General features: G+C 69.1%; 28 protein-coding genes, 4 tRNA genes and 1 pseudogene. 20 read left to right on the forward strand and 13 right to left on the reverse strand.

What is annotated here, in order from left to right; translation table 11 throughout:
- Positions 1-181 precede the first annotated feature (181 nt).
- The gene (locus AC2W7G_RS01285; RefSeq protein ID WP_485866831.1) at positions 182-328 is read left to right on the forward strand and encodes a hypothetical protein; all 147 of its coding nucleotides are present in this window, start codon (positions 182-184) and stop codon (positions 326-328) included.
- A 198-nt stretch (positions 329-526) separates the two neighbouring features.
- Here AC2W7G_RS01285 and AC2W7G_RS01290 read toward each other — a convergent pair.
- The 3 genes from AC2W7G_RS01290 to AC2W7G_RS01300 all read right to left on the reverse strand — a co-directional run bounded on the left by AC2W7G_RS01290 (position 527) and on the right by AC2W7G_RS01300 (position 805).
- A tRNA-Val gene (locus AC2W7G_RS01290) sits at positions 527-598 on the reverse strand.
- 34 nt (positions 599-632) lie between these two features.
- Positions 633-703: transfer RNA gene (locus tag AC2W7G_RS01295), tRNA-Cys, on the reverse strand.
- A gap of 30 nt (positions 704-733) precedes the next feature.
- Positions 734-805 (reverse strand) — tRNA-Gly (locus AC2W7G_RS01300).
- A gap of 117 nt (positions 806-922) precedes the next feature.
- Here AC2W7G_RS01300 and AC2W7G_RS01305 point away from each other — a divergent pair.
- From AC2W7G_RS01305 to AC2W7G_RS01330, 6 genes are all read left to right on the forward strand, one after another.
- Complete coding sequence (locus AC2W7G_RS01305) at positions 923-1,756, forward strand: aminotransferase class IV (protein ID WP_485866832.1); 834 nt, start codon at positions 923-925, stop codon at positions 1,754-1,756.
- A 68-nt stretch (positions 1,757-1,824) separates the two neighbouring features.
- Positions 1,825-1,896, forward strand: a tRNA-Val gene (locus AC2W7G_RS01310).
- A 99-nt stretch (positions 1,897-1,995) separates the two neighbouring features.
- On the forward strand, positions 1,996-2,277 hold the full coding sequence (locus tag AC2W7G_RS01315) for a hypothetical protein (protein WP_485866833.1): 282 nt from the start codon (positions 1,996-1,998) through the stop codon (positions 2,275-2,277).
- Positions 2,274-2,792, forward strand: coding sequence for a hypothetical protein (locus AC2W7G_RS01320; RefSeq protein ID WP_485866834.1), 519 nt, complete (start codon positions 2,274-2,276; stop codon positions 2,790-2,792). Before AC2W7G_RS01315 ends, AC2W7G_RS01320 begins: the two co-directional genes overlap by 4 nt.
- Positions 2,793-2,938: 146 nt before the next feature.
- On the forward strand, positions 2,939-3,088 hold the full coding sequence (locus tag AC2W7G_RS01325) for a hypothetical protein (RefSeq protein ID WP_485866835.1): 150 nt from the start codon (positions 2,939-2,941) through the stop codon (positions 3,086-3,088).
- Positions 3,085-3,885 (forward strand): hypothetical protein, encoded by an 801-nt coding sequence (locus AC2W7G_RS01330; RefSeq protein WP_485866836.1) that lies wholly within the window; start codon positions 3,085-3,087, stop codon positions 3,883-3,885. Before AC2W7G_RS01325 ends, AC2W7G_RS01330 begins: the two co-directional genes overlap by 4 nt.
- A 28-nt stretch (positions 3,886-3,913) precedes the next feature.
- Here AC2W7G_RS01330 and AC2W7G_RS01335 read toward each other — a convergent pair whose 3' ends face one another.
- The gene (locus tag AC2W7G_RS01335) at positions 3,914-4,855 is read right to left on the reverse strand and encodes a hypothetical protein (RefSeq protein ID WP_485866837.1); all 942 of its coding nucleotides are present in this window, start codon (positions 4,853-4,855) and stop codon (positions 3,914-3,916) included.
- A gap of 191 nt (positions 4,856-5,046) precedes the next feature.
- Here AC2W7G_RS01335 and AC2W7G_RS01340 point away from each other — a divergent pair, with 191 nt between their 5' ends.
- On the forward strand, positions 5,047-5,745 hold the full coding sequence (locus tag AC2W7G_RS01340) for a hypothetical protein (RefSeq protein WP_485866838.1): 699 nt from the start codon (positions 5,047-5,049) through the stop codon (positions 5,743-5,745).
- 104 nt (positions 5,746-5,849) lie between these two features.
- On the opposite strand, the gene AC2W7G_RS01345 is transcribed toward AC2W7G_RS01340, so the two are convergent.
- The 8 genes from AC2W7G_RS01345 to AC2W7G_RS01380 all read right to left on the reverse strand — a co-directional run bounded on the left by AC2W7G_RS01345 (position 5,850) and on the right by AC2W7G_RS01380 (position 11,331).
- On the reverse strand, positions 5,850-6,398 hold the full coding sequence (locus AC2W7G_RS01345; RefSeq protein ID WP_485866839.1) for an AAA family ATPase: 549 nt from the start codon (positions 6,396-6,398) through the stop codon (positions 5,850-5,852).
- On the reverse strand, positions 6,395-6,562 hold the full coding sequence (locus tag AC2W7G_RS01350; protein WP_485866840.1) for a hypothetical protein: 168 nt from the start codon (positions 6,560-6,562) through the stop codon (positions 6,395-6,397). The genes AC2W7G_RS01345 and AC2W7G_RS01350 overlap by 4 nt, the downstream gene beginning before the upstream one ends.
- 209 nt (positions 6,563-6,771) lie before the next feature.
- Positions 6,772-7,098: a hypothetical protein gene (locus AC2W7G_RS01355; RefSeq protein WP_485866841.1), complete on the reverse strand. Its 327-nt coding sequence runs from the start codon at positions 7,096-7,098 to the stop codon at positions 6,772-6,774.
- Between the two features lie 10 nt (positions 7,099-7,108).
- Positions 7,109-7,369 (reverse strand): helix-turn-helix domain-containing protein, encoded by a 261-nt coding sequence (locus tag AC2W7G_RS01360; RefSeq protein ID WP_485866842.1) that lies wholly within the window; start codon positions 7,367-7,369, stop codon positions 7,109-7,111.
- Between the two features lie 218 nt (positions 7,370-7,587).
- On the reverse strand, positions 7,588-8,913 hold the full coding sequence (locus tag AC2W7G_RS01365; RefSeq protein ID WP_485866843.1) for a tyrosine-type recombinase/integrase: 1,326 nt from the start codon (positions 8,911-8,913) through the stop codon (positions 7,588-7,590).
- Between the two features lie 492 nt (positions 8,914-9,405).
- A complete protein-coding gene (locus AC2W7G_RS01370) occupies positions 9,406-9,708 on the reverse strand; it encodes a hypothetical protein (RefSeq protein ID WP_485866844.1) in 303 nt (100 codons plus the stop codon).
- Between the two features lie 151 nt (positions 9,709-9,859).
- Positions 9,860-10,768: an MFS transporter gene (locus AC2W7G_RS01375; RefSeq protein WP_485866845.1), complete on the reverse strand. Its 909-nt coding sequence runs from the start codon at positions 10,766-10,768 to the stop codon at positions 9,860-9,862.
- Positions 10,681-11,331, reverse strand: a complete 651-nt coding sequence (locus tag AC2W7G_RS01380; protein ID WP_485866846.1) for an MFS transporter — start codon at positions 11,329-11,331, stop codon at positions 10,681-10,683. Before AC2W7G_RS01380 ends, AC2W7G_RS01375 begins: the two co-directional genes overlap by 88 nt.
- A gap of 180 nt (positions 11,332-11,511) precedes the next feature.
- Between AC2W7G_RS01380 and AC2W7G_RS01385 the strand changes: the two genes are divergently transcribed.
- From AC2W7G_RS01385 to AC2W7G_RS01415, 7 genes and pseudogenes are all read left to right on the forward strand, one after another.
- Positions 11,512-11,661, forward strand: coding sequence for a hypothetical protein (locus AC2W7G_RS01385; protein WP_485866847.1), 150 nt, complete (start codon positions 11,512-11,514; stop codon positions 11,659-11,661).
- Positions 11,658-11,780, forward strand: coding sequence for a hypothetical protein (locus tag AC2W7G_RS01390; protein ID WP_485866848.1), 123 nt, complete (start codon positions 11,658-11,660; stop codon positions 11,778-11,780). The genes AC2W7G_RS01385 and AC2W7G_RS01390 overlap by 4 nt, the downstream gene beginning before the upstream one ends.
- A 109-nt stretch (positions 11,781-11,889) precedes the next feature.
- Positions 11,890-13,488, forward strand: a pseudogene (locus AC2W7G_RS01395) (catalase); the annotation flags it as partial.
- Between the two features lie 236 nt (positions 13,489-13,724).
- Positions 13,725-14,075, forward strand: a complete 351-nt coding sequence (locus tag AC2W7G_RS01400) for a hypothetical protein (protein WP_485866849.1) — start codon at positions 13,725-13,727, stop codon at positions 14,073-14,075.
- Positions 14,076-14,341: 266 nt separating this feature from the next.
- Positions 14,342-14,842, forward strand: coding sequence for a pyridoxamine 5'-phosphate oxidase family protein (locus AC2W7G_RS01405; RefSeq protein ID WP_485866850.1), 501 nt, complete (start codon positions 14,342-14,344; stop codon positions 14,840-14,842).
- 11 nt (positions 14,843-14,853) lie between these two features.
- Positions 14,854-15,150, forward strand: a complete 297-nt coding sequence (locus tag AC2W7G_RS01410) for a DUF4235 domain-containing protein (RefSeq protein WP_485866851.1) — start codon at positions 14,854-14,856, stop codon at positions 15,148-15,150.
- A gap of 124 nt (positions 15,151-15,274) precedes the next feature.
- Positions 15,275-16,060 carry a DUF2238 domain-containing protein gene (locus tag AC2W7G_RS01415; protein ID WP_485866858.1) on the forward strand — a complete coding sequence of 262 codons (786 nt, stop codon included), beginning with the start codon at positions 15,275-15,277 and terminating at the stop codon, positions 16,058-16,060.
- 665 nt (positions 16,061-16,725) lie between these two features.
- On the opposite strand, the gene AC2W7G_RS01420 is transcribed toward AC2W7G_RS01415, so the two are convergent.
- Positions 16,726-16,929: a hypothetical protein gene (locus AC2W7G_RS01420; RefSeq protein ID WP_485866852.1), complete on the reverse strand. Its 204-nt coding sequence runs from the start codon at positions 16,927-16,929 to the stop codon at positions 16,726-16,728.
- A 401-nt stretch (positions 16,930-17,330) separates the two neighbouring features.
- Here AC2W7G_RS01420 and AC2W7G_RS01425 point away from each other — a divergent pair, with 401 nt between their 5' ends.
- The 5 genes from AC2W7G_RS01425 to AC2W7G_RS01445 form a co-directional block, all read left to right on the forward strand.
- Entirely contained in the window at positions 17,331-17,564 is a 234-nt protein-coding gene (locus AC2W7G_RS01425) for a hypothetical protein (RefSeq protein WP_485866853.1), read from the forward strand.
- A 58-nt stretch (positions 17,565-17,622) separates the two neighbouring features.
- On the forward strand, positions 17,623-19,596 hold the full coding sequence (thrS, locus tag AC2W7G_RS01430) for a threonine--tRNA ligase (RefSeq protein ID WP_485866854.1): 1,974 nt from the start codon (positions 17,623-17,625) through the stop codon (positions 19,594-19,596).
- 1 nt (position 19,597) lies between these two features.
- A complete protein-coding gene (locus tag AC2W7G_RS01435; protein WP_485866855.1) occupies positions 19,598-20,104 on the forward strand; it encodes an HIT family protein in 507 nt (168 codons plus the stop codon).
- Positions 20,104-20,742 (forward strand): phosphatidylinositol phosphate synthase, encoded by a 639-nt coding sequence (gene pgsA / locus AC2W7G_RS01440; protein WP_485866856.1) that lies wholly within the window; start codon positions 20,104-20,106, stop codon positions 20,740-20,742. Before AC2W7G_RS01435 ends, pgsA begins: the two co-directional genes overlap by 1 nt.
- 272 nt (positions 20,743-21,014) lie before the next feature.
- A partial coding sequence (locus tag AC2W7G_RS01445; RefSeq protein WP_485866857.1) for a Rossmann-fold NAD(P)-binding domain-containing protein occupies positions 21,015-21,461 on the forward strand: 447 nt, incomplete at its 3' end.

Here is a 21,461-nt window from a genome sequence, read left to right on the forward strand (position 1 = left end):
CGCCCGCGAGGGCGGCGACGGCCGCGGTGGCGACGCCGAGGGCGACGAGGCGGCGTCCGGATCGGGAGGCGGGGCGCGCCTCGGTGGGACTCGGCTCGGTGGGTGCGTCGGTCACCGGCCAAGGATGGCGCAAGGCGTCCGCCCGCGGTTGAGAATCGGCGAGACGGGGAACGAACGGGACATGAGCGAAGCGCCTGCGCCCGACTACGTCCCCGAGCCCGAGAAGACGCCCGACCCGGCGGTCGAGCCCGACCCGGGAACCACGACCGTCCCCGGACCGCTGACCGACGAGCCCGAGGACTTCCCCGAGGCCGACCGGCCGCACTGAGAGGAGCAGCGATGACCACCATCCCCATGCACCCCGACGGACCCGTCCCCGGGTCGCCGACCGGCCCGCAGGAGCCGACGCCCGTCGGCCCGAGGACCCGATCTCCACCCCCGAGCCGCCCGCGGCCGAGCCCGACGAGACGAAGTAGGTCCACCGACGCGAGAACCCCCGGAGCCGAGGCTCCGGGGGTTCTGTCTGTGGGCGATACTGGGTTTGAACCAGTGACCTCTTCCGTGTCAGGGAAGCGCGCTACCGCTGCGCCAATCGCCCGTGGGTATTCAGTTGTGAGGGCTTGCGCCCTGAGAGGTGGGTACGGGATTCGAACCCGTGTTCACGGCTTTGCAGGCCGTTGCCTCGCCTCTCGGCCAACCCACCGCAGGATGGCCCTGCCGTGGACCCTCTCCGAGCGGACGACGGGATTCGAACCCGCGACCCTCACCTTGGCAAGGTGATGCTCTACCACTGAGCCACGTCCGCGTGCTTCTTGCGAAGCGGTTGCCCTCCGGGCCGGTTTTTCCGACCCCCTCGGGCCGAGATGAAACATTAGTACATGACCATCCGATGACCAAAACCGGGGTCGGTTAACGTGTCTGCATGCGCGCCTGGCTGAACGGAAAAGTCCTGGAATCCCCGCAGGATCCCGCCCTCTCGATCCTCGACCACGGCCTCGTCGTGGGCGACGGCGTGTTCGAGACGGTCAAGATCGAGGACGGCCGGCCCTTCGCGCTGACTCGTCACCTGGACCGGCTGGCGCGGTCCGCCCGCGGCCTCGGCATCGGCGAGCCCGACCTCGGGGCCGTCCGCGAGGGGGTCGCGGCGACGCTCGAGGGACAGGACCTCCCGTTCGGACGACTGCGCATCACGGTCACCTCCGGCCCGGGGCCCCTCGGGTCGCCGCGCGGCTCGGGACCGATGTCGCACGTCGTCGTGACCGAGCCGGCCGAGCGTCCGCCGTCGGTGACGTCGGTCGTGACGGTCGACTGGCCGCGCAACGAGCGGGGCGCGCTGGCCGGGCTCAAGACCACCTCCTACGCCGGGAACGCGTTGATGATCGAGCACGCCCACGACCTCGGAGCGTCCGAGGCGCTCATGCCCAACACCGTCGGCGACCTGTGCGAGGGCACCGGGTCCAACGTCATGTACGTCCTGGGCGAGCAGCTGGTCACCCCGACGCTCGCGTCGGGTTGCCTGGCCGGCGTCACCCGTGCCCTGGTGCTGCAGTGGTGCGCCGGGGAGCTGGACGTGGTGGAGCGCGACGCGCCGATCGAGGTGCTCCAGGAGGCCGACGAGGTGCTGCTGGTCGGCACCACCCGCGACGTCCAGGCGGTCTCGCGGGTGGACGAGCGCGAGCTGCCGGCACCCGGGCCGGTGACGCGCAGGGCGCAGGAGATCTGGGCGCGCGAGGCGGTCAAGAACGTCGATCCGTGACAGGTGCGGACCCGGTTTCGCGTCCCGTGAGGGGTGCGTTAGTGTGGTCCGCGCACCGATGGTGCGACGGGCGATTGGCGCAGTGGTAGCGCGCTTCGTTCACACCGAAGAGGTCACTGGTTCGAACCCAGTATCGCCCACCGTCACGAAAGGCCCTCTGACCTGCGGAAACGCGGTCGGAGGGCCTTCGCAATTCTCTGGCCGTGCAACGCACGTGCGACATCGCCAGAGGAGCAGTAATGACCACCACAACCAGCACCGTGCGCCACGAGACGTGGTGCAACGCTCACAACGACTACGACCCGGACGACACCTGGTGCGTCCGCTTGATCAAGGCGACGGTGGGTGACGAGGTGTCCATCGAGCTCGTCGTTGATGACCGAGAGGGAGCGGTCGCCACCTTCGATCGTCTGGCCTTCCCGAGCTACACCGAAAACCCGGACGACCTCATGGAGTGGGCGCGGATGTTCGCCGAAGCCTCCATGACGCTGGCCTTCATCCAGAAGGAGGCCAGCCGATGACGACGATCTGGGAACTGGTCACTTCGCGCCGGAACGTCGCCATCGACCCGCCCGCTTGGTATGCGAGTGCTCGGGCTCACGGCATCCGCGTCGAGCACAAGGATTCGAAGAAGTGCTTCACCTGGGACAGCGTCGCGGGAGAGCCTGGCGTGTTCCGGACTGTGGGTGAGCTCCGGTACCTGAAGGACAAGCGCCGCTGGGTCGCGACCGCGTACTCGGACTGCACTGACGTCGAACTCTGTGTCCTTCTCTCGCGCGCGGTGCGGGAAGTTAAGGCGCGGCCCGCAACTGGGGACGCCCGCACGCTTCGCAGCAAGGAGTGGCGACACGGTGACGGCAAGAAGTGGGGCCGGTATGCCAAGGCGACGGTTGCGTACCAGCTCGATGCCGGCGATCTGATCATGCCGATCGCGGCCGCCGAGGAAGTGCCGGACACGGTTGCGGACATCGTGGACCCCGGGAAGCACGAGCTCGAGCGGATCGCGGACCTTCTCGCGAACGGAGCGCCCCGGTGACTGCCACGACATGTCGGTCCTGGTGCAACGCGCACCACGCCAGCGAGACCGGAGACCCAGAGGACGAGTGGTGTGTCCACTCGATCCCGCTCGCAGGATCCGACGCCGAGGCGCTTCAGATCGTCGAGGGCACCGACGGGCGTGCGTTGATCCTGACTGGCTGCCTGCCGGCCATGTACGAGTTCTACGCCGTCGAGGACGTTCAGGACTGGGCGCTCATGTACACGAAGGCCGCCACGATGCTCCGCCAGGTCCAGCTCGACCTCAATGCCTCCACCCCGGAGGCCGGCCTGTGACTGAACCGACCGTCTCGACCGAGACGATCACCCCGGACGACGCGCGCCGGTACCTGGGCTTCAACACCCACAACCGCAACCTCCGCGCGCGCGTCGTCTCCGGGTACGCCCGCGACATGAAGTCCGGGAACTGGCGATGGAACGGCGAGACCATCAAGATCGCCACGGACGGCACCCTTCTCGACGGACAGCACCGCCTCGCCGCGATCGTCGAAGCCGAGACTACCGTGGACATGCTCGTCATCCGTGGTCTGCCGAGTCTCGCTCAGGAGACGATGGACGCCGGCGCGAAGCGAACCCTTGGTGACGTCCTCAAACTCCGCGGAGAAGCGAACGTCGTGCCTCTGGCGTCCACTATCCGCGGGGTGGCCGGCTGGCTCGCCGGCGCACGTGGCACGTCGATGCAGTTCACCAACGCTGAGCTGCTGCAGACCCTCGAGCAGCACCCGGACATCCGCCTGGCCGTCTCGCCGGCATCCCGCGCCTACGCGGCAACCGCCCTTCCCATGGGGATCGGCGGCACCGCGTGGTGGCTGTTCTCCCAGATCGACGCCACCGACGCTGACCACTTCTTCGACCGCCTCGCATCCGATGAAGACCACCACGCCGGCGAGCCCGTCCACGCCCTACGCAAGCTCCTCCTGGGTCAGCGCGAGACCCGTGGCGAAAGGAACCGCAAGGTGCTTCTCGCCGTGACCATCAAGGCCTGGAACAAGTACCGGGCAGGGGAGACCTGCACCGTCTTGCGATTCACGCCGGGCGGAGCGAACCCCGAACAGTTCCCTGAACCTCGGTGAGACACGCGTGCCCTGCGGCTCGCTGCTCTCACTCGCGCGGGCGGGAAACGAACGAAGCCGCGGTCTTCGCGGAAACGCCGGTCACCCCGACAAACGGTCCGGGCTTTACCGCGTCGAAGGGATGGCGCAGAGAGGCGGTACGGTCCGAGCGATCAATTGGCAGGTCCACCAGCAACTCCAGGCTCTTAGCGACTCGTAGCGCGTCGCCGAGGTCGTCCTCCAGTTTCATGCTGAACTCGATGTGAATAGTTGCCGACCGATGGATGACCAACGAGTTGCCATCGGCGACCTCCACATGCCCGAGCTCTTCGCGGCGCCAGTCGCCGTAGTTCACACTGGTTCGGCCGGGGCCAGAGATTCGCAACGACTCCAATGCAACCGTCCTGCCGTTGTCCGACTTGATGGCCCAAGTTTGGCGATGCTGCGGGAGCATCACTTCTCCGGGCGTGGATATGAAGATCGCAAACCCGCCGCTCAAGAGGTAGCGGAGCCCGGGACGTTCGGGCGGGTACTCCTCCAGCTTGAATCGCCCCTCGGTGAGCTCAAGCGTGGGGAGGGACGCCTCCGCGATAACGGCACGGAGCAGTTCGTGTCGCCGAGCTGAGCGAGTCTGGTTACCAGACCGCCACGGCACCTCGAACTGAACCGCGCCCCCGCCGGCCACCGAAACCACGTACGGAGTACGGCTGGTGTCGAACTGCAACGCGACCACATGACGTCCCTCGCCGACAGGAACCACGAGAGAGGTCATGTCAGGTGCGACGTCATTGAAATGTCTGCTGACTTGAGGCCACCAGTTGGCGAGCTCGGCGTCCTCGAGCGACTTCACCCCGACCTTCTCGTCGACCCCGATCAACCAGATGATGGGCTCGCCGCCGCTGGCATTTGCATGCCCGGCAATCTGTCGCGCGGTTCGAGCAGGGTTCTCTGGCCAGGTTGCCTTCAGTTCGACGCGGTCGTCCTCGACCATGTGACCCCGGGTTACCGCGTCCACAATTTCAAGGACCCGGGCTTCGAGTACGTGTAGTCGCACGGCTCCGAGTGTGGCACCGGGAAGCCTGCCTGTGTGCGCAAAGCGAAACCCCGGCCGTTTGATCGACGCCGAGGCGTTACAGGGACGGTTCCGGGGTGTTGGCCTCCACCATACGTAAGGATGCCGCCATGGTCAACGTCGCCTCGTGGCAATCTCTGGTCGACCTCTGGTCGCTGCCACGCCTGCAGCCGTACCTCGACGACGCGCGCGGAAGTACCGTGCGTGCCCAGCGGCTCTACCTCTGGAACCGGGAAATTTCGGCTGCCCTTTGGGAGGAGATCGCGTGTCTTGAGGTCGCCGTGAGAAATGCGATCGACGGCCGCATGTGCCTCCGGCAGAACAGGCTTGGACGGCAAGCCCACTGGATCTTCGACGATGCGTGCGAGTTGGGTCGGGACCCCGCAAGCGTAGGTCCGCAACGGAGGCGCGGAGTCCGCTTCAACCATCAGCAACCGTATAAGGACATCGATACAGCTATCCGTCGAGTCCGACGCAACAACAAGCCGGTGCACCCGGGCCAAGTGATTTCTGAGATCAGCTTCGGCTTCTGGCATCAACTGGTATCGCAACGACAACTGTGGCTGTATCCAGATCTCGCGGCAGCGTTCGCAGGCGCTCCAAGCCGTGCGCAACAAGCTGTAGAACCGTTGTTCTCGAGCGTTCGAGAGTTACGGAACCGCATTGGCCACCACCACAAGATCTGGCACCTAGATCTGGAGGCCGAACTCACGTCACTCAGATCGCTGGCATTCTATGTGTCGCCTGACCTACACGCGTACCTGCGTTCGACTTCTCGTGTGCCGGAGTTGCTGGGGCAGCGCCCCTAGATGCGCACGCACCTATGGGTTCGCCGGCCGCGGCAGGCGAAGCGACGAACTGACAGGAGTCCGATGGCCACGTTCAACGTGACGGCCACGCCGTGGGAGCACGGCTACATGCTCGACATCGAGGGCCGGACGAGTGGCCGACTGCTGGAGGCTGAGGGGCCGGCTTCGGTCTGTTCGTTCGACGTGTTCGTTGGCTCCAGGTTGCCGGTGACTGTGTCCAACCAGGCGTCGACTACGACCAGCGCAGGGTTGTCCGCTTCTGCCAGGAGGTAGTTGTCCCTGGGGAAGACGGGTGAGCCTGAACCGTCCGGGTCGACGCAGATGAGCTGAATGCGCGACAGGTCGGCACCCGCGACCTCGAGACGGGGCCTGACGGTGCTGGCCCAGTGGTCCTCGGTGACGATCACCAGCACATTCCGAGGTTCGCGCCGAGGGAGACCTAGTGCTGGCAGGGCCCGTCCCGTGGTGACGTGCGCCGCGAGCAGCACCCAGAACAGCGACTTACCGATGCCTTCGGCGCCGACAAGGATGTTCACGGCGGCGATCGCCAAACGAGAGCGGAGGAGCCAGCGCGTGGGCTCTGCCTCGACGAGCTCGTCTGCCCGGTAGAGGCGTGGGGTGTAGTTGACGGGCGATTCGGTAGTGATCGTCACGCGGCGACCGTCCGCGGATCGGGGCCGGGATCCGGGAGGACTTGGGAGATCTCGGCGAGCGACCAGCCCAGTGCAGAGAGCCGGTCGTGTTCGTCCCAGATTTCTGCTGCAGTGAGTCCGAAATCGGCGGGGCGCCGCGGGCTGCGAGGCTTCTGCAGATCCATCTTCCGAGCGAGACCCCAGGACTGGCGCTTGTAGAACCGGTGGATCTTGTCGCGGGCCTCGGGCGTTCGTGCGGCGCGAAGAATGGCGTCACCGTTTAGGCTGGGCTTGTTGGTTGAGGACATCGTTTGTCTCTCTCTCGCGGGTGGTGCCGCGTGGGAATGACGAAGCCCCCGTCACGGATCCGGTGCGGGGGCTTCGTGTTTGTGGGTCAGTTGGTGGCAGTACGCCAGACGCGACGGAATGACGGCCCGTACACGCGGAGGATGTCTCCGCGGCGTCTCCAAGTAGACGGGGCGCTGGCCGCGACTTTCGCGTTGCGGACCATGGCCGTGATGTCGGCGTCGTCGATGCAGCTCATGTAGCGCTTCAGATTCCGTACGCCCTGTTCGGCGAGGCCGCGCAGGATGAGCGCGGCGTCGTCTTGGTCGGCGCCGTGGGCGCGCAGACGGAAGACGACGTGCTCAACGTGGCTGGGAGGCCAGTTGAATTCGCTTGCAGGGTGCGCGGACGGAACGCGCTGAGCCGTGGCGGACACGGCAGCCGGCCTAGGCGGCAGGGACGCGGCGCATGAGCGCCTCGACGTCGGACCGCTTGACGCGGATTCCGCGAGGGCCGACGCGGTAAGCCGGCAGGGAGCCGTCGGAGATGCGTCGACGAACCGTCATCTCACTCTGCTGGAGGAGAGCCGCGGCCTGGCGCAGCGTGAGGTTCTCGTTCTTGGTGGCGAGGGCGCGTTCGAAGTTCGCCTGCAGCTCCGTGAGAGATACGGCGGCGAAGGTTGGCGCGGTCGGGGCAGAATGTGTCATCCTGATCTTGACCTTCCGGAAGTTGGTACTGACGGGGGTTTGACGAGGGCCCGGATGAATCTCTGGCAGGAGACCGGGTCCTTCGTCGTTTCGTGTGGTCCTTCGACCTCACATGTGAAGTCTAAATCAGGTTTCGGGGTCTCGGGGACCGGTACACGCGACCCACCGACAACCTGTGTACGTCCTTACGTCCCGTCCAACATCAACGTTTTCGCAGGTCAGGGCGTTGCAGACGAGTAATGCACAATCTTGCGCACCGCGGTATCCCCAAGAAAACGATCGTTGTAAACAGGGCCGTCCCCAGAAAAAAGTTGCCTGGATGCTCTCCCAGTCCTCCGGCATCTACGCCTTCTTGCGCACGGTCCGATCTCTCGGCACAAGGCACTGGCGTTAGCCGGGGAGACTTCCCTTAGTGGCGGCCACTTGGAGAGTGCCTGCGCCAGTTCGCGATCGCGGTTGGCGGCCACGGACTGGTACCGCATAGCCGCGGCCGGCGTCGCATGGCCGAGGCGTCCCATGAGCTCGGCCAGCGTTGCCCCGGACTGGGCGGCCAGCACGGCACCCGTGTGTCGCAGGTCGTGGAAACGAAGGTCGGATCGACCGATGACGTCACGCGCCTTGTAGAAGGTCTTGTAGAGCGTGCTGGGGGACAGGAACGACGTACCGTCCGCGGCCGGGAACAGGAGCGCGTCCTTGCCCGCTCCGACGTGATCCTTCAGGTGTTGCTCGACCAGGGGAGCCAGGTGCGGCGGCATAGCGACGGTACGGATGCCAGCTCGTGACTTTGTTGTGTCGGCGACGATCTGCCCGCCCACGCGGACGGCGGCGCGCTGGACCTTGACGACCTGATGCTTGAGGTCGATGTCCTGTCGTCGGAGGGCGGTCAGCTCGCCGAATCGCAGCGCGCACCAGGTCGCCATCTGGACCATGGCGCGGTACCGCTCGGGCATCGCTGTCGTCAGCGTCGCGAGGTCTTCCAGGTCCAGCACCTTCGTCTTGGAGGCGCGCTCGGGGTTGCCGGCGCCACGGATCTGGCACGGGTTGGCCTGCAGTCCGATGTCGCCGCGGCGCACGGCTTCGCCGAGGATCGCGCGGAGTAGGGAGTAGGAGTGGGCTCGAGCGGTCGGGTGGTCGATGCCGGTGGCTTCGTGCCAATGCTCGATCATCTGCGGCGTGATGGCTGAGACCTCAAGCCCGCCGAACGTCGGCAGGAGGAATCGGTCGAGCAGGTAGGTGTAGTGCTCGCGGGTGCGTGGCTTGAGTGCCCGGCCGCGTACGAGCCTGTTGTCGATGAATGTGCGGGCGAACCGCTCGAAGTCTTCGGCAGCGTTCGCAGCCTGGGACCGCTCACGGCGAACCTTGGGTGGCAGCCATGCGGGGGACTGGGCGACGGGGCGCTCGAGCGACAGCCAGCTCTCGGCGTCGGCCTTCGTGTCGAAGGTGTCGGGCGCGGAGTGTCGGCGGGTGTCTGGCCCGACGTAGGACGCCTGCCACCTTCCGCTTGGGAGCTTCCGGACGTTCCCGAATCCGCGCTTGCCAGCCATTGATCTCCAGACGTCGTGCGACCTGCGTGCAACTCGCGTGCAACCTCGTGCCTACTTGTGTCGCCTTCTGTGAGGCGTTACTGTTCTGCATATCCGCAGTACAGCGGGCGTTTTCCACGGTATCACTTAGTGACGCCGATCGGATGGGTCACTGGTTCGAACCCAGTATCGCCCACCGTCACGAAGGCCCCCGGCTCACACCGGGGGCCTTCGTCGTCCTGAGCGGGCCGAAACGCTAATAAGGGATCTCTCACGTGATTTCAAGAGTGGCCCCGAACTTCTTGGGTGCTTCTTCGGCATGGACGACATAAGCACTCGCGGAAACACCCCGCACCGGGACCACTACGACCCTCGTCGCGCCAATCCACTGGGTGCCTACGTCGCCACCGCCGGCGTCGCGCTGTTCGTCATCGCGACGTTCCTGGGCTGGATCCAGACCGACGACAAGAGCTTCAGCGGCTACGAGGCCGACACCGTCATCCCCTTCACCGCCTACCTGGGCATCGGCTTCGCCGCCGCGCTGCTGTACGCGGCCAAGCGCGCCACCCGCCGCCAGCACCGTGGCCTGTCGCTGTCGTCGATGGCCGCGGGCATCGCCGCCACCGGCCTGGCCCTGTCGTACCTGTTCGAGGTGCCGGGCGCGCCGAGCGCAAGGCCGGCTTCGACACCGAGTTCGGCGTCTACCTCGGCCTCATCGGCGCGCTGGTCTGGGCCGTCGGCTCGTTCCTGCTCGCCAAGGAGCCCGAGGGCGACATCGAGCACGGGAACCACGTCCGCACCGCTGCCGACGACCACCGCGGCACCGCGAACTGACCCCGTTCCCTCCACCCCCGACGAGGCGTCCACCCACCCGGGTGGGCGCCTCGTCCGCGTGCGGCCGCCGACGCCGGACGCACGAGGGCCCCGTGGACGTGCTGCCAGGGCCCTCGTGCGTCGTCGGGGAGCGTCAGGCGCGGACGCCCTCGTCGTCGACCGCGACCGGCTCGACCGAGTCGGCGTCCTGCTTGCGCGGGATGAACGCGGCGATCGCGACGCCGACGAACGCGGCCAGGGCGCCGACGAGGAAGCACGTGGTGAACACGCCCTCGGTCGGGGCCTGGACCGGTCCGACCGGGCTGTCGAACGTCTTCATCGAGCTGGTCAGGATCGTCGCCATGACCGCCGAGGCGATCGTGGTACCCACCGAGCGCATGAGTCCGTTCAGGCCGACCGCGGCGCCGGCCTCGGCGGCGGGGGCGTTGTCCAGCACGAGCGTGGGCATGGCCGCGTAGCCGATGCCGACGCCGGCGGACGCGATGCACGACGCGATGAGCAGCTGCCACGGCGCGTCCATGAGGAACAGCGCGACGACGTAGCCCAGGCCCAGCACGGTCGCGCCGGTCATGAGCGTCTTCTTCGCGCCGAGGTGGGTGATCAGACCGGCCGAGACCGGGGCGAACACCAGCATCATGAGGCCGCCGGGAGCCATCCACAGGCCGGCGGCGAGGATCGACTGGCCGAGGCCGTAGCCGGTGAGCTCGGGCATCTCGAGCAGCTGCGGGACGACGATGGACTGCGCCATCATGCCGAAGCCGACGGCGACGGCGGCCAGGTTCGTGAACAGGATGGGCAGGCTCGCGGTCGTGCGCAGGTCGACCAGCGGCTCGTCCTGGCGCAGCTCGAACCAGCCGAACAGCACGAGCACGACGAGGCCGCCGACGATGCAGCCGAGGGTGGCGACGTCGCTCCAGCCCCAGCTGTTGCCCTTGGAGATGCCGACCAGGAACGTCACCAGGCCGAGCGCCAGCAGCACGACGCCGGGGACGTCGAGACGTCCGCCGTGGGCGTCGTGCACGTGCGGGACGAGCACCAGCACGGCGACGAGGATGACCGTGGCGGCACCGGTGCGACCCAGAACAGGTTGTGCCAGTCGCTGCCGTCGGCGATCCAGGCCGAGAGCGGCAGGCCAATGGCTCCGCCGACGCCGAGCGTGGCGCTCATCGCGGCGATCGCGGTGTTGGTGATGTGCGGGGGCGTGATCTCTCGGATGAGCGAGATGCCGACCGGGATGAAGCCCATGGCCAGGCCCTGCAGGCCGCGGCCGACGAGCATCGGCACGAGGGTGTCGGACAGGGCCGCGACGGCCGAGCCGGTGAGCAGGATCGCCGCACTGACGACGATGATGCGCTGCTTGCCGAACAGGTCGGCCAGGCGTCCGGCGACCGGCATGGCGACGGCGGCGCACACGAGCGTGATGGTGATGACCCAGGACGCGTTGTCCGGCGTCGTGGAGAGCAGCTTCGGGAGCTCGCTCTGGATCGGGATGACCATCGTCTGGGTGAGGGCGGCCATGAGTCCGCCCAGGCACAGCACGACGACCGAGACGATCGGGTTCGCCGTGACGGGGGCCTCGGGGGTCGAGGACGGGGACGAGGTCACGTTGTTCCTTCGCGGATGGGGGACAGGGGTCGCCCACTTGTGTATCACGCAACTGTTGAGTCATCGCAACTATGAGCGCCGTGATGCCGCGCACACGGTCGCGGTTGGCCCGGACGCGCAGCGGGTACGACCACGCGGGACGCGGGACGTCCGCGGCCTCACGACCCGACAGGAGGCGACATGACCATCGCACCCGAGGACCCCGAGAGCTTCCCCGACGTCGAGCCGACCGTCGAGCCGTCGTCGCCGGGCATCGAGCAGCCGGGGGCCGACCCGACGTTCGACCCGGGAGCAGAACCCATGACCGACCCCGACAGGAGCGAACCATGACCGAGCCGATCCACCCCGACGACGGATCCGTCACGGACAACGACGAGCAGGACTCCGAGCCCAGCGGCACCGCGCCCGACGGCGGTGCGCCGAACGACCCGGCGACGACGTCCGACTGACCGCACGACCACAGCGGCGCGGGGCCCGGTGGTCCCGCGCCGCCCACGAACCGATGGGGGAGACCAGATGACGGAGCAGGACAAGGGCATCGTCGAGAAGGGCGCCGAGATGGCGGCCGGCGTCGCGGCCCAGGTGAAGAACGCGGTGACACCCGGGGCGAACACCGTCCCCGGCGTGCCGAACAGCGTCACGCCGACGGTCGAGGAGCCGACGACGCCGCGCGAGCCGCTCGAGCAGCAGCCCGGGCACCACGGGCCCGAGGCGTTCTCGCCGACGGGCGTCCGGTCCGGCGAGACCGAGGACGCCGCCCAGCAGGGCGCCTACCTCACCACCGCGCAGGGCGTGCCGCTGCGCGACACCGACCACTCGCTCAAGGCGGGGGCGCGCGGCCCGGTCCTGCTCAAGGACCACCACCTGCGCGAGAAGATCATGCACTTCGACCACGAGCGCATCCCCGAGCGGGTGGTGCACGCCCGCGGCGCCGCCGCCCACGGCGTCTTCCGCTCGAACGGGGCGGCGGCGCGGCTCACCCGGGCGGCGTTCCTGCAGGAGGGGGTCGAGACGCCGGTGTTCGTCCGCTTCTCGACCGTGCTGGGCTCGCGCGGGTCCGCCGACACGGTGCGCGACACCCGCGGCTTCGCGACGAAGTTCTACACGTCCGAGGGCGTCTACGACCTGGTCGGCAACAACATCCCGGTCTTCTTCATCCAGGACGGCATCAAGTTCCCCGACGTCATCCACGCCGGCAAGCCGCACCCGGACGTCGAGATCCCGCAGGCGCAGAGCGCGCACGACACGTTCTGGGACTTCGTCTCGCTGCACACCGAGGCCCAGCACCACGCCATCTGGAACATGTCCGACCGCGGCATCCCGCGCTCGTACCGGATGATGGAGGGCTTCGGCGTCCACACCTTCCGGCTGGTCAACGCCGAGGGCGAGACGTCCCTGGTGAAGTTCCACTGGAAGCCGCGCCTGGGCGTCCACTCGCTGACGTGGGAGGAGGCCCAGGTCGCGGCCGGCGTCGACCCGGACCTGCACCGCCGCGACCTGGCCGACGCCATCGCGTCGGGGGCCTACCCCGAGTGGGACTTCGGCGTGCAGGTCTTCCCCGACACCCCGGACCAGACGTTCGAGGGCATCGACCTGCTCGACCCGACCAAGATCGTCCCTGAGGAGCTCGCGCCGGTGCAGGTCATCGGCACGATGCAGCTCAACGCCAACCCGAGCAACTACTTCGCCGAGACCGAGCAGGTGGCCTACCACGCCGGCCACTTCGTGCCGGGCATCGAGGCGACGGACGACCCGCTGCTCGCGGCCCGGCTGTTCTCCTACCTCGACACCCAGCTGACGCGGCTGGGCGGGCCGAACTTCTCGCAGATCCCGATCAACCGCCCGCACTCACCGGTCAACGACATGCTCCGCGACGGCTTCCACCAGGACGCCGTGCACAAGGGGGTGGCGCCGTACAAGCCGAACTCGCTGGACGGCGGCTGCCCGTTCCTGGCCGGCGAGGACGTCTCGGCGTACATCGACGTGCCGGTCGCGGTCGAGGGACGCACGGTGCGCGAGGCGCCGGCGTCCTTCGACGACCACTTCAGCCAGACCCGGATGTTCTACCGGTCGCTGTCGAAGGTCGAGCAGGACCACGTCAAGGACGCCTACTCCTTCGAGCTGGGCAAGTGCTACGAGCAGGCGATCAAGGAGCGCCAGCTGCAGAACCTGGCCAACATCGACGCCGACCTGTGCCAGGCCGTCGCCGACCGGCTCGGCCTGCCCGCCCCGGAGCCGACGGTCCAGGTGACCGACCTGCGACCGAGCCCGGCGCTGTCACAGGTCGGCGGCACGTGGCCGCCCGACGGACGCCTGCTCGGCATCGTGGTCACCGACGTCGACGGCGACCTGGACGGGGTGCGCGCCTCCGCGACGCGGCGTTCGCGGCGAGCATGGTGCCGATCGTCGTCGCCCCGCGCGGCGGGATGCTCGAGGGCGGCACCGGCGCGCCGATCCCGGTCCAGCGCACGTTCCAGACCGTCCGGTCGATCGAGCTCGACGCCGTCCTGGTCGTCGGCGGCGGGCAGGCCGCGCAGCACCCGGAGGTGGCGATCCTGCTGTCCGAGGCCTACCGCCACGGCAAGGCGATCGGCGGCTGGGCGAGTCCCGAGGACGCGCTGACCGCCGGCGGCATCCCGGTCAACGGCCCGGGCGTCGCGCTGGAGCCGGACGGCCCCTCGGCGCTGAGCCGGATCAGCGAGCTCATGGCGACCCACCGGGTCTGGGACCGGCACGCCGGATGAGCCGTTCCCGGTCAGGACGGTTCGATCCGTCCCGACCGGGTACGTCCGGGCCATGACTGACACGAACATCGATCTCGAAGCCGTCCAGAACGTCGTCGACCGGGTCACCTCCTGGCAGGACGGCGCCACCGAGGGCACCGTGGAGGAGGAGCTGCGCAAGGGCTTCTCCGAGGCCGGCGTCCAGGTGTCCGACGACCACGTGACCGCGCTCGCCGACGCCATCCAGGACAAGCACGCGCCGTCGACGCCGCCGAGGTCATCGGCCGATGAGCGAGGCCCGTACCCCCGACGAGCAGCGGGCCAAGCTGGTCGAGCTGACGAAGGACGCGCGGGTCGCCTTCCTGACCACCCGCGACGAGCACGGCCACCTGGTCAGCCGTCCCATGGCCCGCCAGGAGGTCGACCTGGACGCCGACCTGTGGTTCATCACCGAGCGCGACTCGCGCAAGGTCCAGCACATCGCGGCGCAGCCCCAGGTCAGCGTCACGCTCGGGTCCTCGGACTCGTGGGTGTCGATCTCCGGCGTCGCCCGGGTGGTCGACGACACCGAGAAGCTGCGCGAGCTGTGGAACCAGTTCACCGACGCGTGGCTGCCCGAGGGCCCCGACAGCCCGAACGCCGTGCTCATCCACGTCCAGGCCGACACCGCCGAGTACTGGTCGCCGCCCGTCGGCGGCCGCGTGGCGACGCTCGTCAGCCTGGTCAAGTCCAAGGTCACCGGACAGCGCTACGACGGCGGCGACAACCAGGTCGTCACCGACCTCTGAGAGGCAGGACCATGACCGAGAAGCGCAACACGTCGAAGTCGGCGAAGCTGCTGTACCGCCCGGTCGGCATCGTCGGCTCGATCGGCGCCGGCCTCGTCGCCAGCGCCATCTTCAAGCAGATCTGGAAGAAGGCCGCCCACGGCGACGGCGCCGACCCGCCCACGCCGCTGGAGAGCGAGTACCCGCTCAAGGAGATCCTCACCGCGGCGGCCATCCAGGGCGTCATCTACGCGGTGGTCAAGGCGCTCGTCGACCGCGGCGGCGCCCGAGCCTTCGAGAAAGCCACGGGGGACTGGCCCGGCAGCTGAGTGACGGTGGGTGCGTAGACTCGGCGCGATGTCCTCCCTCGTCGACGCCGAGTCCCGCACCGCGCCCTCCGTGGCCCAGGTGCTCGACGTGGGCGCCAAGGGTCTGCTGATCCTGCTGTCGGCCATGGCCGCGCTGGACCCGGTCGGCGCCAACCTCGACGGCAAGGCCGCCGAGCTGCGCGCCGTCGGCTATCCGGCGCTGGCGTTCACCATCCCCGCCCTCTGGTACGTCTTCTGGCGCGACCGCCCGTTCCTGTGGCTCGCCGACCTGCTGGTGACGATCACCTGCTTCAGCGACTTCCTGGGCAACCGGATGGACCTGTACGACCAGATCGTCTGGTTCGACGACTGGATGCACTTCATGAACCCGGCGCTGCTGTGCGTGGCGGTGCTGCTGCTGAGCGTCCCGCGCGACGCCGGCTTCGGCGGCTGCCTGGAGCGCTCGCTCGCGTTCGGCGCCACGGCCGCGATCGCGTGGGAGATCGCCGAGTACTTCGCGTTCATCGCCACGTCCGACGAGCGGCAGGGCGCCTACACGGACACGCTCGGCGACCTGAGCGCCGGCATCCTCGGCTGCGTCCTCGCCGCAGCGTTCGTCAGCCTCGCGTGGCGGCACGGCCGGCTGCGCGAGCCCGGGCCGCTCGGCGCCGCCACCAGCCCCCGAGTCCCCCGAGTCGCTCTAGCCGCTCGCGGCGAACGGCTCAACTCGAGCGTCGCCAGCGCGCCGGCCCAGTCGCCGTCGGCCTCGGCCGCGGCGTGCAGCACCGCGCTCACCAGCTCCTTCGGCGGCGCGGCGTGCCCCTGCCCGAAGTCGCCCATCCGCACGTGGACGTCGTGGTCGACGGGCAGCCGGGCCATGAACGGCTCCATGTGCTTGGCCACGTGCCAGTCGGACTCGTTCTGCAGGTAGGCCACCGTGTTCCCCGGACGTCCGGCGTAGATCTCGCCCAGGTCGTTCGCGACGTGGCGCGCCAGGACGTCGGCCAGCGGCTCGTCCTCGTGGCCGGGCCAGCAGGCGTCCACGTACTCGCGCACGGCCACCGGGTCGTACTCGGACACGATGGTCTGCGGGTTGGTGGCGAAGGCCAGCGAGCCCGGGACGTGGCTGGAGTAGTGCAGCGCCGCGTACCCGCCGCCGGAGGCGCCGTAGAAGACGACGTGCTCGGCGCCGAGCGCGGCGGCCAGCCGTTGGAGGATAGGTCCGAGCTCGCGCTGCAGCGGCTGGCGATGGTTGCCGGCGAACCAGGCCAGGCGCAGGTGCTCGTCCAGCTCCAGGCTCGGGTCCGAGATCAAGACGGTGTGCGCGGGGACGTGCTGGGTGATGCCCTGTCCGACGAACACGGGCGTGCTGGTGCCCTCGGCCGGCACGGCGGCATGGAAGCTGAACACCACCGTGGTGGCGCCGGCACGGGGCTCGACGAACAGGTCGAGCGTGGAGCCGTGGTAGGCGACGGTGTGGACGCCTCGAGTCACTGCGCTGGCGAGGAACTCCTCCACGCTCGCGTGCTGGTGCTTGGCGGCGCGGTAGCGCTCGAGGTTGCGGCGACTCATGGGCCGCACCCTAGCCGGGACGGCTCAGTACGCGTCCGCGCGCCCGGTGGCGGGAAGCTCGACCCACCCGTCGTCCTGCTGCTTCTCCAGGCGCACGCCGCGGCCGGGCTCCTCGTCGGGGCCGAAGACCGGGGCCGACGCGCGCCACAGCACGGCGGCGCGGTCGTCGTCGTGGGTGGCCGACGCCACGACGTGGCCGTCCTCGTTCACCAGTCGGTACTCAGGCATGCGCCCACCGTGCCAGCGCCGCGCGGGCTCCGCGACCCGAGCCGAACGGCGGACGTCCGCGACGAGCGGTGCGAGGATGCCGGACGTGATCGATCCGTCCGTCCTCGACGCTTGGTCGCCACGTCGTGCCTGAGCCCGTGCCACCTGCGGCCGGCCGGCACGCGGCGGAGCGACGACCAGCCTCTGCGTGGCAGCACACCAAAGCCGCCGGGACCCTCGTGATCGCGGTAGTCCTGGGTCTGATGTTCCTGGTCGATCTCCCCACCGATCGTGCTGCTGCCCACAACGAGGGGGTGCTCGGGACTGCCACCGTCACGGACGAGACGTGCGGCCGTCGCGGGTGCTCCTACGACGGGACGTTCGTCAGCGATGACGGACGACTCACGGTGGAGGACCGTTGGTTGGTGGACCTTGGAGGCGAGTCGGGGGAGACGATGAAGGCGCAGTACTTCGTCTCGACCGACGCCGTGTACGCCCTCGACTCGTCAGAGTGGAAGTCCTCCGTCGCCTTCGTCCTCGGCTGCGTCGCCTGGGTCGGCGGCTACGGCGTGTGGGCGAGCCGGGACGTCCGCCTCCGCCGGCGACTGCGCCAGGCGCGTGCTGCCCGCGCCCGGGCCGAGGGCGTGCCCGAGTAGAGTCGGCGCGAGCGCGTGGCCCAGCCGTAGGGGCCGCCATGAACCGAAAGGCACGACCGTGTCCGACCTCCGCATCACCGTCCTGACCGCCGACCAGCGCGAGGAGCGGACGGTGGAGACGGGCACGAAGGCCTGGCAGCTCTTCGACGACGCCGACGTCGTCGTCGCCCGCGTGAACGGCACCCTCGTCGACCTGTCGCACGAGCTGGCCGACGGCGACGAGGTCGAGGGCGTGCTCATCGGCAGCCCCGACGGCCTCGCCGTGCTGCGCCACTCGACCGCCCACGTCATGGCGCAGGCCGTCCAGGAGCTCTTCCCGGAGGCCAAGCTCGGCATCGGGCCGCCGGTCACCGACGGCTTCTACTACGACTTCGACGTCGCCGATCCGTTCAAGCCCGAGGACCTCGAGAAGATCGAGTCCCGGATGCGCAAGATCATCAAGGAGAACCAGAAGTTCGACCGTCGTCCGGTCTCCGACGACGACGCGCGCACCGAGCTCGCCGACGAGCCCTACAAGCTCGAGCTGATCGGCCTCAAGTCGTCCGCCGGCGACGCCGCCGAGGGAGCGAGCGTCGAGGTCGGCGAGGGCGGGCTGACCATCTACGACAACCTCAACCGCAAGGGCGAGGTCGCGTGGAAGGACCTGTGCCGCGGCCCGCACCTGCCCACCACCAAGCGCATCCCCGCCTTCACGCTCATGCGCAGCGCCGCCGCCTACTGGCGCGGCGACGAGAAGAACAAGCAGCTCCAGCGCATCTACGGCACCGCGTGGCCGACCAAGGACGAGCTGGACGCCTACCTGTTCCGGCTCGAGGAGGCCCAGCGCCGCGACCACCGCCGCCTCGGCCAGGAGCTGGACCTGTTCAGCTTCCCCGACGAGCTGGGCTCGGGCCTGCCCGTGTTCCACCCCAGGGGCGGCGTCATCAAGCGGGAGATGGAGGACTACGTCCGCCAGCGCCACATCGAGGAGGGCTTCTCCTACGTCGGCACGCCGCACATCAGCAAGGACGGGCTGTTCCACACGTCCGGCCACCTGCCGCACTACGCCGACACGATGTTCCCGCCGATGGAGTTCGAGGGCTCGAACTACCAGCTCAAGGCGATGAACTGCCCGATGCACAACCTGATCTTCCAGTCGCGCCAGCGCTCGTACCGCGAGCTGCCGCTGCGCCTGTTCGAGTTCGGCAGCGTGTACCGGTACGAGAAGTCCGGCGTCATCCACGGCCTGACCCGCGTGCGCGGCTTCGCCCAGGACGACTCGCACTCCTACGTCACCCCCGAGCAGGCGCCGGCCGAGGTCAAGCACCTGCTGACCTTCATGCTCGGCGTGCTGCGCGACTTCGGCCTGGACGACTTCTACCTGGAGCTCTCGACGCGGGGCGAGGGCGACAAGTTCATCGGCACGGACGAGGCGTGGGAGACGGCCACCGAGGTGCTGCGCCAGGTCTGCGTCGACTCCGGCCTGGAGCTCGTGCCGGACCCGGGCGGCGCCGCGTTCTACGGCCCGAAGGTGTCGGTGCAGGCCAAGGACGCCATCGGCCGCACCTGGCAGATGGGCACCGTCCAGTACGACTTCAACCAGCCCGAGCGCTTCGGCCTGGAGTACGTCGCCGCGGACGGATCGCGCCAGCAGCCGGTCATGATCCACTCGGCCAAGTTCGGCTCGATCGAGCGGTTCCTGGGCGTGCTGGTCGAGCACTACGCGGGCGCCTTCCCTCCGTGGCTCGCCCCCGTGCAGGTCGTCGGCATCCCGGTCGCGGAGCGCCACACCGACTACCTGTACGAGCTCGCGGACCGGCTCAAGCGCCACGGCGTGCGGGTCGAGGTCGACGAGTCCGACGAGCGGATGCAGAAGAAGATCCGCAACGCCCAGACGCAGAAGGTGCCGTTCATGGTGCTGGCCGGCGACAAGGACGTCGAGGCCGGCGCGGTGTCGTTCCGCTTCCGCGACGGCACGCAGGAGAACGGCGTGGCCCTGGACGACGCGGTCGAGCGCATCCTCGCCGCGATCCGCGACCGCGCGCAGGTCTGACGTGGCCGACGAGCTCGAGCGGCTCTGGGTGCCGTACCGGCTGGCGTACGTCCGCGGGGAGGCGGGGGACCCCGCGGACGAGCGCTGCCCGTTCTGCGTCATGGTCGACGAGCCGGCCGACGACGACCTGGTCGTGCACCGGGGGAGCGAGGCGTTCGTCGCGCTCAACCTGTACCCGTACAACCCCGGGCACCTCATGGTGCTGCCGAACCGCCACGTCGCCGACTACGCGGACCTCGCGCCGTCCGAGACCGTGGCCGTTGCCGAGCTCACCCAGCAGGCGCTGCGCACGATCCGCCGGGTCAGCCAGCCGCACGGCTTCAACGTCGGGATCAACCTGGGCGGCGTCGCTGGCGGCTCGCTCTCGGCCCACCTGCACCAGCACGTCGTGCCCCGCTGGGGCGGCGACGCCAACTTCATGACCGTGGTCGGCAAGGCCAAGACGATGAACCAGGTCCTCGAGGACACCTGCGCCATGCTGCGCGAGGCCTGGCACGAGGAGGACTAGTGCTCGAGCGATTCCGTGGCTTCTGGACGAAGGTCATGTCCTACCCGGCCGACGCCATGCTGAAGGTCGGCATCACGCCCGACCAGGTGACGATGGTCGGCACGCTGGGCGTGTCGGCCGGCGCGCTGTGGTTCTACCCGCGCGGGGAGTTCTTCGTCGGCACCCTGGTCATCACGCTGTTCGTGTTCTCCGACCTCATGGACGGCTACATGGCCCGCAAGACCGGCCAGGCCAGCAAGTGGGGAGCCTTCCTGGACTCGACGCTGGACCGCGTCGGCGACGCGGCCGTGTTCGGTGGCCTGGTGGTCTACTACGCGATCGGCGACCGCGAGACCCAGCTCGGCGACGCCGAGCTGTACCTGTGGCTGAGCCTGGCCTGCCTGGTGCTGGGCAACCTCACGTCGTACGCCCGGGCGCGCGCCGAGTCGCTGGGCATGCAGGCCAAGGGCGGCATCGCCGAGCGCTCGGACCGGCTGGTCTCGATCCTGGTCATGACCGGCCTGTCGGGCCTGTTCGACACCCCGGCCCTGCGCGAGGTCACGCTGTGGGCGCTCGCGCTGGCCAGCCTGGTGACCGTCGTCCAGCGGATGCTCATCGTCCGCAAGCAGGCCCTGGTCGACCCGAACCTGCCGTCCTGACGCGTCCGCCGTGCGCGAACGCGCTGGCGCCGGGGTCCGCGGCTCGCGTTCGATGAGGGCATGACCCGCACCCTCGTCCTCGGCGGCACCGCCTGGCTCGGCCGGCTGGTGGCCACAGACGCCCGCGACCGCGGCCACGACGTCACCTGCCTGGCCCGCGGCGAGAGCGGGCCGGGGCTCGACGCGTCCGGCTCGTCCGGGGTGACCGGTCCCGGCCGGACGCGTACGCCGGGCTGGACGGGGAGTGGGACCTCGTCCTGGACGTGTCGCGCGTGCCCTCGCACGTCCGTGGCGCCGTCGGGGCGCTCGGGGACCGGGCGGGTCACTGGACGTTCGTCTCGAGCGGCTCGGCCTACGCCGACCAGTCCGGTCCGCTCGAGGAGTCGTCACCACTGCTCCCGCCCGGTGACGACGCGGCCCCCTACGGCGAGGCGAAGGTGGCGTGCGAACGAGCGCTGCCTGCGGGCGCGCTGGTCGTCCGGGCGGGTCTGCTGCCGCCGGCCGGCGACCCGTCCGACCGCAGCGGCTACTACGTCGCGCGGATGGCCGCCGACGTCGACGCGCCGGTCCTGGTGCCCGACGTCGCGGACCAGCCCATGCAGGTGCTCGACGTCCGCGACCTCGCCGTGTGGCTGGTCGACCTGGCCGAGGCACGGAGCGGCGGCCCGGTCCACGCCGCCAGGACGCCGAGCACCGTCGGCGAGCTGGTGGAGCTGAGC

It is taken from the genome of Aeromicrobium sp. PFPM2_SD2, from assembly GCF_057364525.1.

Bases quoted from the DNA above. Each gene is read 5' to 3' on its own strand.
- AC2W7G_RS01350 (WP_485866840.1), bottom strand. From the start codon at position 6,562: ATGGATCTGCAGAAGCCTCGCAGCCCGCGGCGCCCCGCCGATTTCGGA.
- AC2W7G_RS01320 (WP_485866834.1), top strand. From the start codon at position 2,274: ATGACGACGATCTGGGAACTGGTCACTTCGCGCCGGAACGTCGCCATC.
- AC2W7G_RS01315 (WP_485866833.1), top strand. From the start codon at position 1,996: ATGACCACCACAACCAGCACCGTGCGCCACGAGACGTGGTGCAACGCT.
- AC2W7G_RS01405 (WP_485866850.1), top strand. From the start codon at position 14,342: ATGAGCGAGGCCCGTACCCCCGACGAGCAGCGGGCCAAGCTGGTCGAG.
- AC2W7G_RS01400 (WP_485866849.1), top strand. From the start codon at position 13,725: ATGGTGCCGATCGTCGTCGCCCCGCGCGGCGGGATGCTCGAGGGCGGC.
- AC2W7G_RS01285 (WP_485866831.1), top strand. From the start codon at position 182: ATGAGCGAAGCGCCTGCGCCCGACTACGTCCCCGAGCCCGAGAAGACG.
- AC2W7G_RS01415 (WP_485866858.1), top strand. From the start codon at position 15,275: ATGGCCGCGCTGGACCCGGTCGGCGCCAACCTCGACGGCAAGGCCGCC.
- AC2W7G_RS01335 (WP_485866837.1), bottom strand. From the start codon at position 4,855: ATGGTCGAGGACGACCGCGTCGAACTGAAGGCAACCTGGCCAGAGAAC.
- AC2W7G_RS01360 (WP_485866842.1), bottom strand. From the start codon at position 7,369: ATGACACATTCTGCCCCGACCGCGCCAACCTTCGCCGCCGTATCTCTC.
- AC2W7G_RS01365 (WP_485866843.1), bottom strand. From the start codon at position 8,913: ATGGCTGGCAAGCGCGGATTCGGGAACGTCCGGAAGCTCCCAAGCGGA.
- AC2W7G_RS01340 (WP_485866838.1), top strand. From the start codon at position 5,047: ATGGTCAACGTCGCCTCGTGGCAATCTCTGGTCGACCTCTGGTCGCTG.
- AC2W7G_RS01385 (WP_485866847.1), top strand. From the start codon at position 11,512: ATGACCATCGCACCCGAGGACCCCGAGAGCTTCCCCGACGTCGAGCCG.
- AC2W7G_RS01390 (WP_485866848.1), top strand. From the start codon at position 11,658: ATGACCGAGCCGATCCACCCCGACGACGGATCCGTCACGGACAACGAC.
- AC2W7G_RS01305 (WP_485866832.1), top strand. From the start codon at position 923: ATGCGCGCCTGGCTGAACGGAAAAGTCCTGGAATCCCCGCAGGATCCC.
- AC2W7G_RS01410 (WP_485866851.1), top strand. From the start codon at position 14,854: ATGACCGAGAAGCGCAACACGTCGAAGTCGGCGAAGCTGCTGTACCGC.
- AC2W7G_RS01420 (WP_485866852.1), bottom strand. From the start codon at position 16,929: ATGCCTGAGTACCGACTGGTGAACGAGGACGGCCACGTCGTGGCGTCG.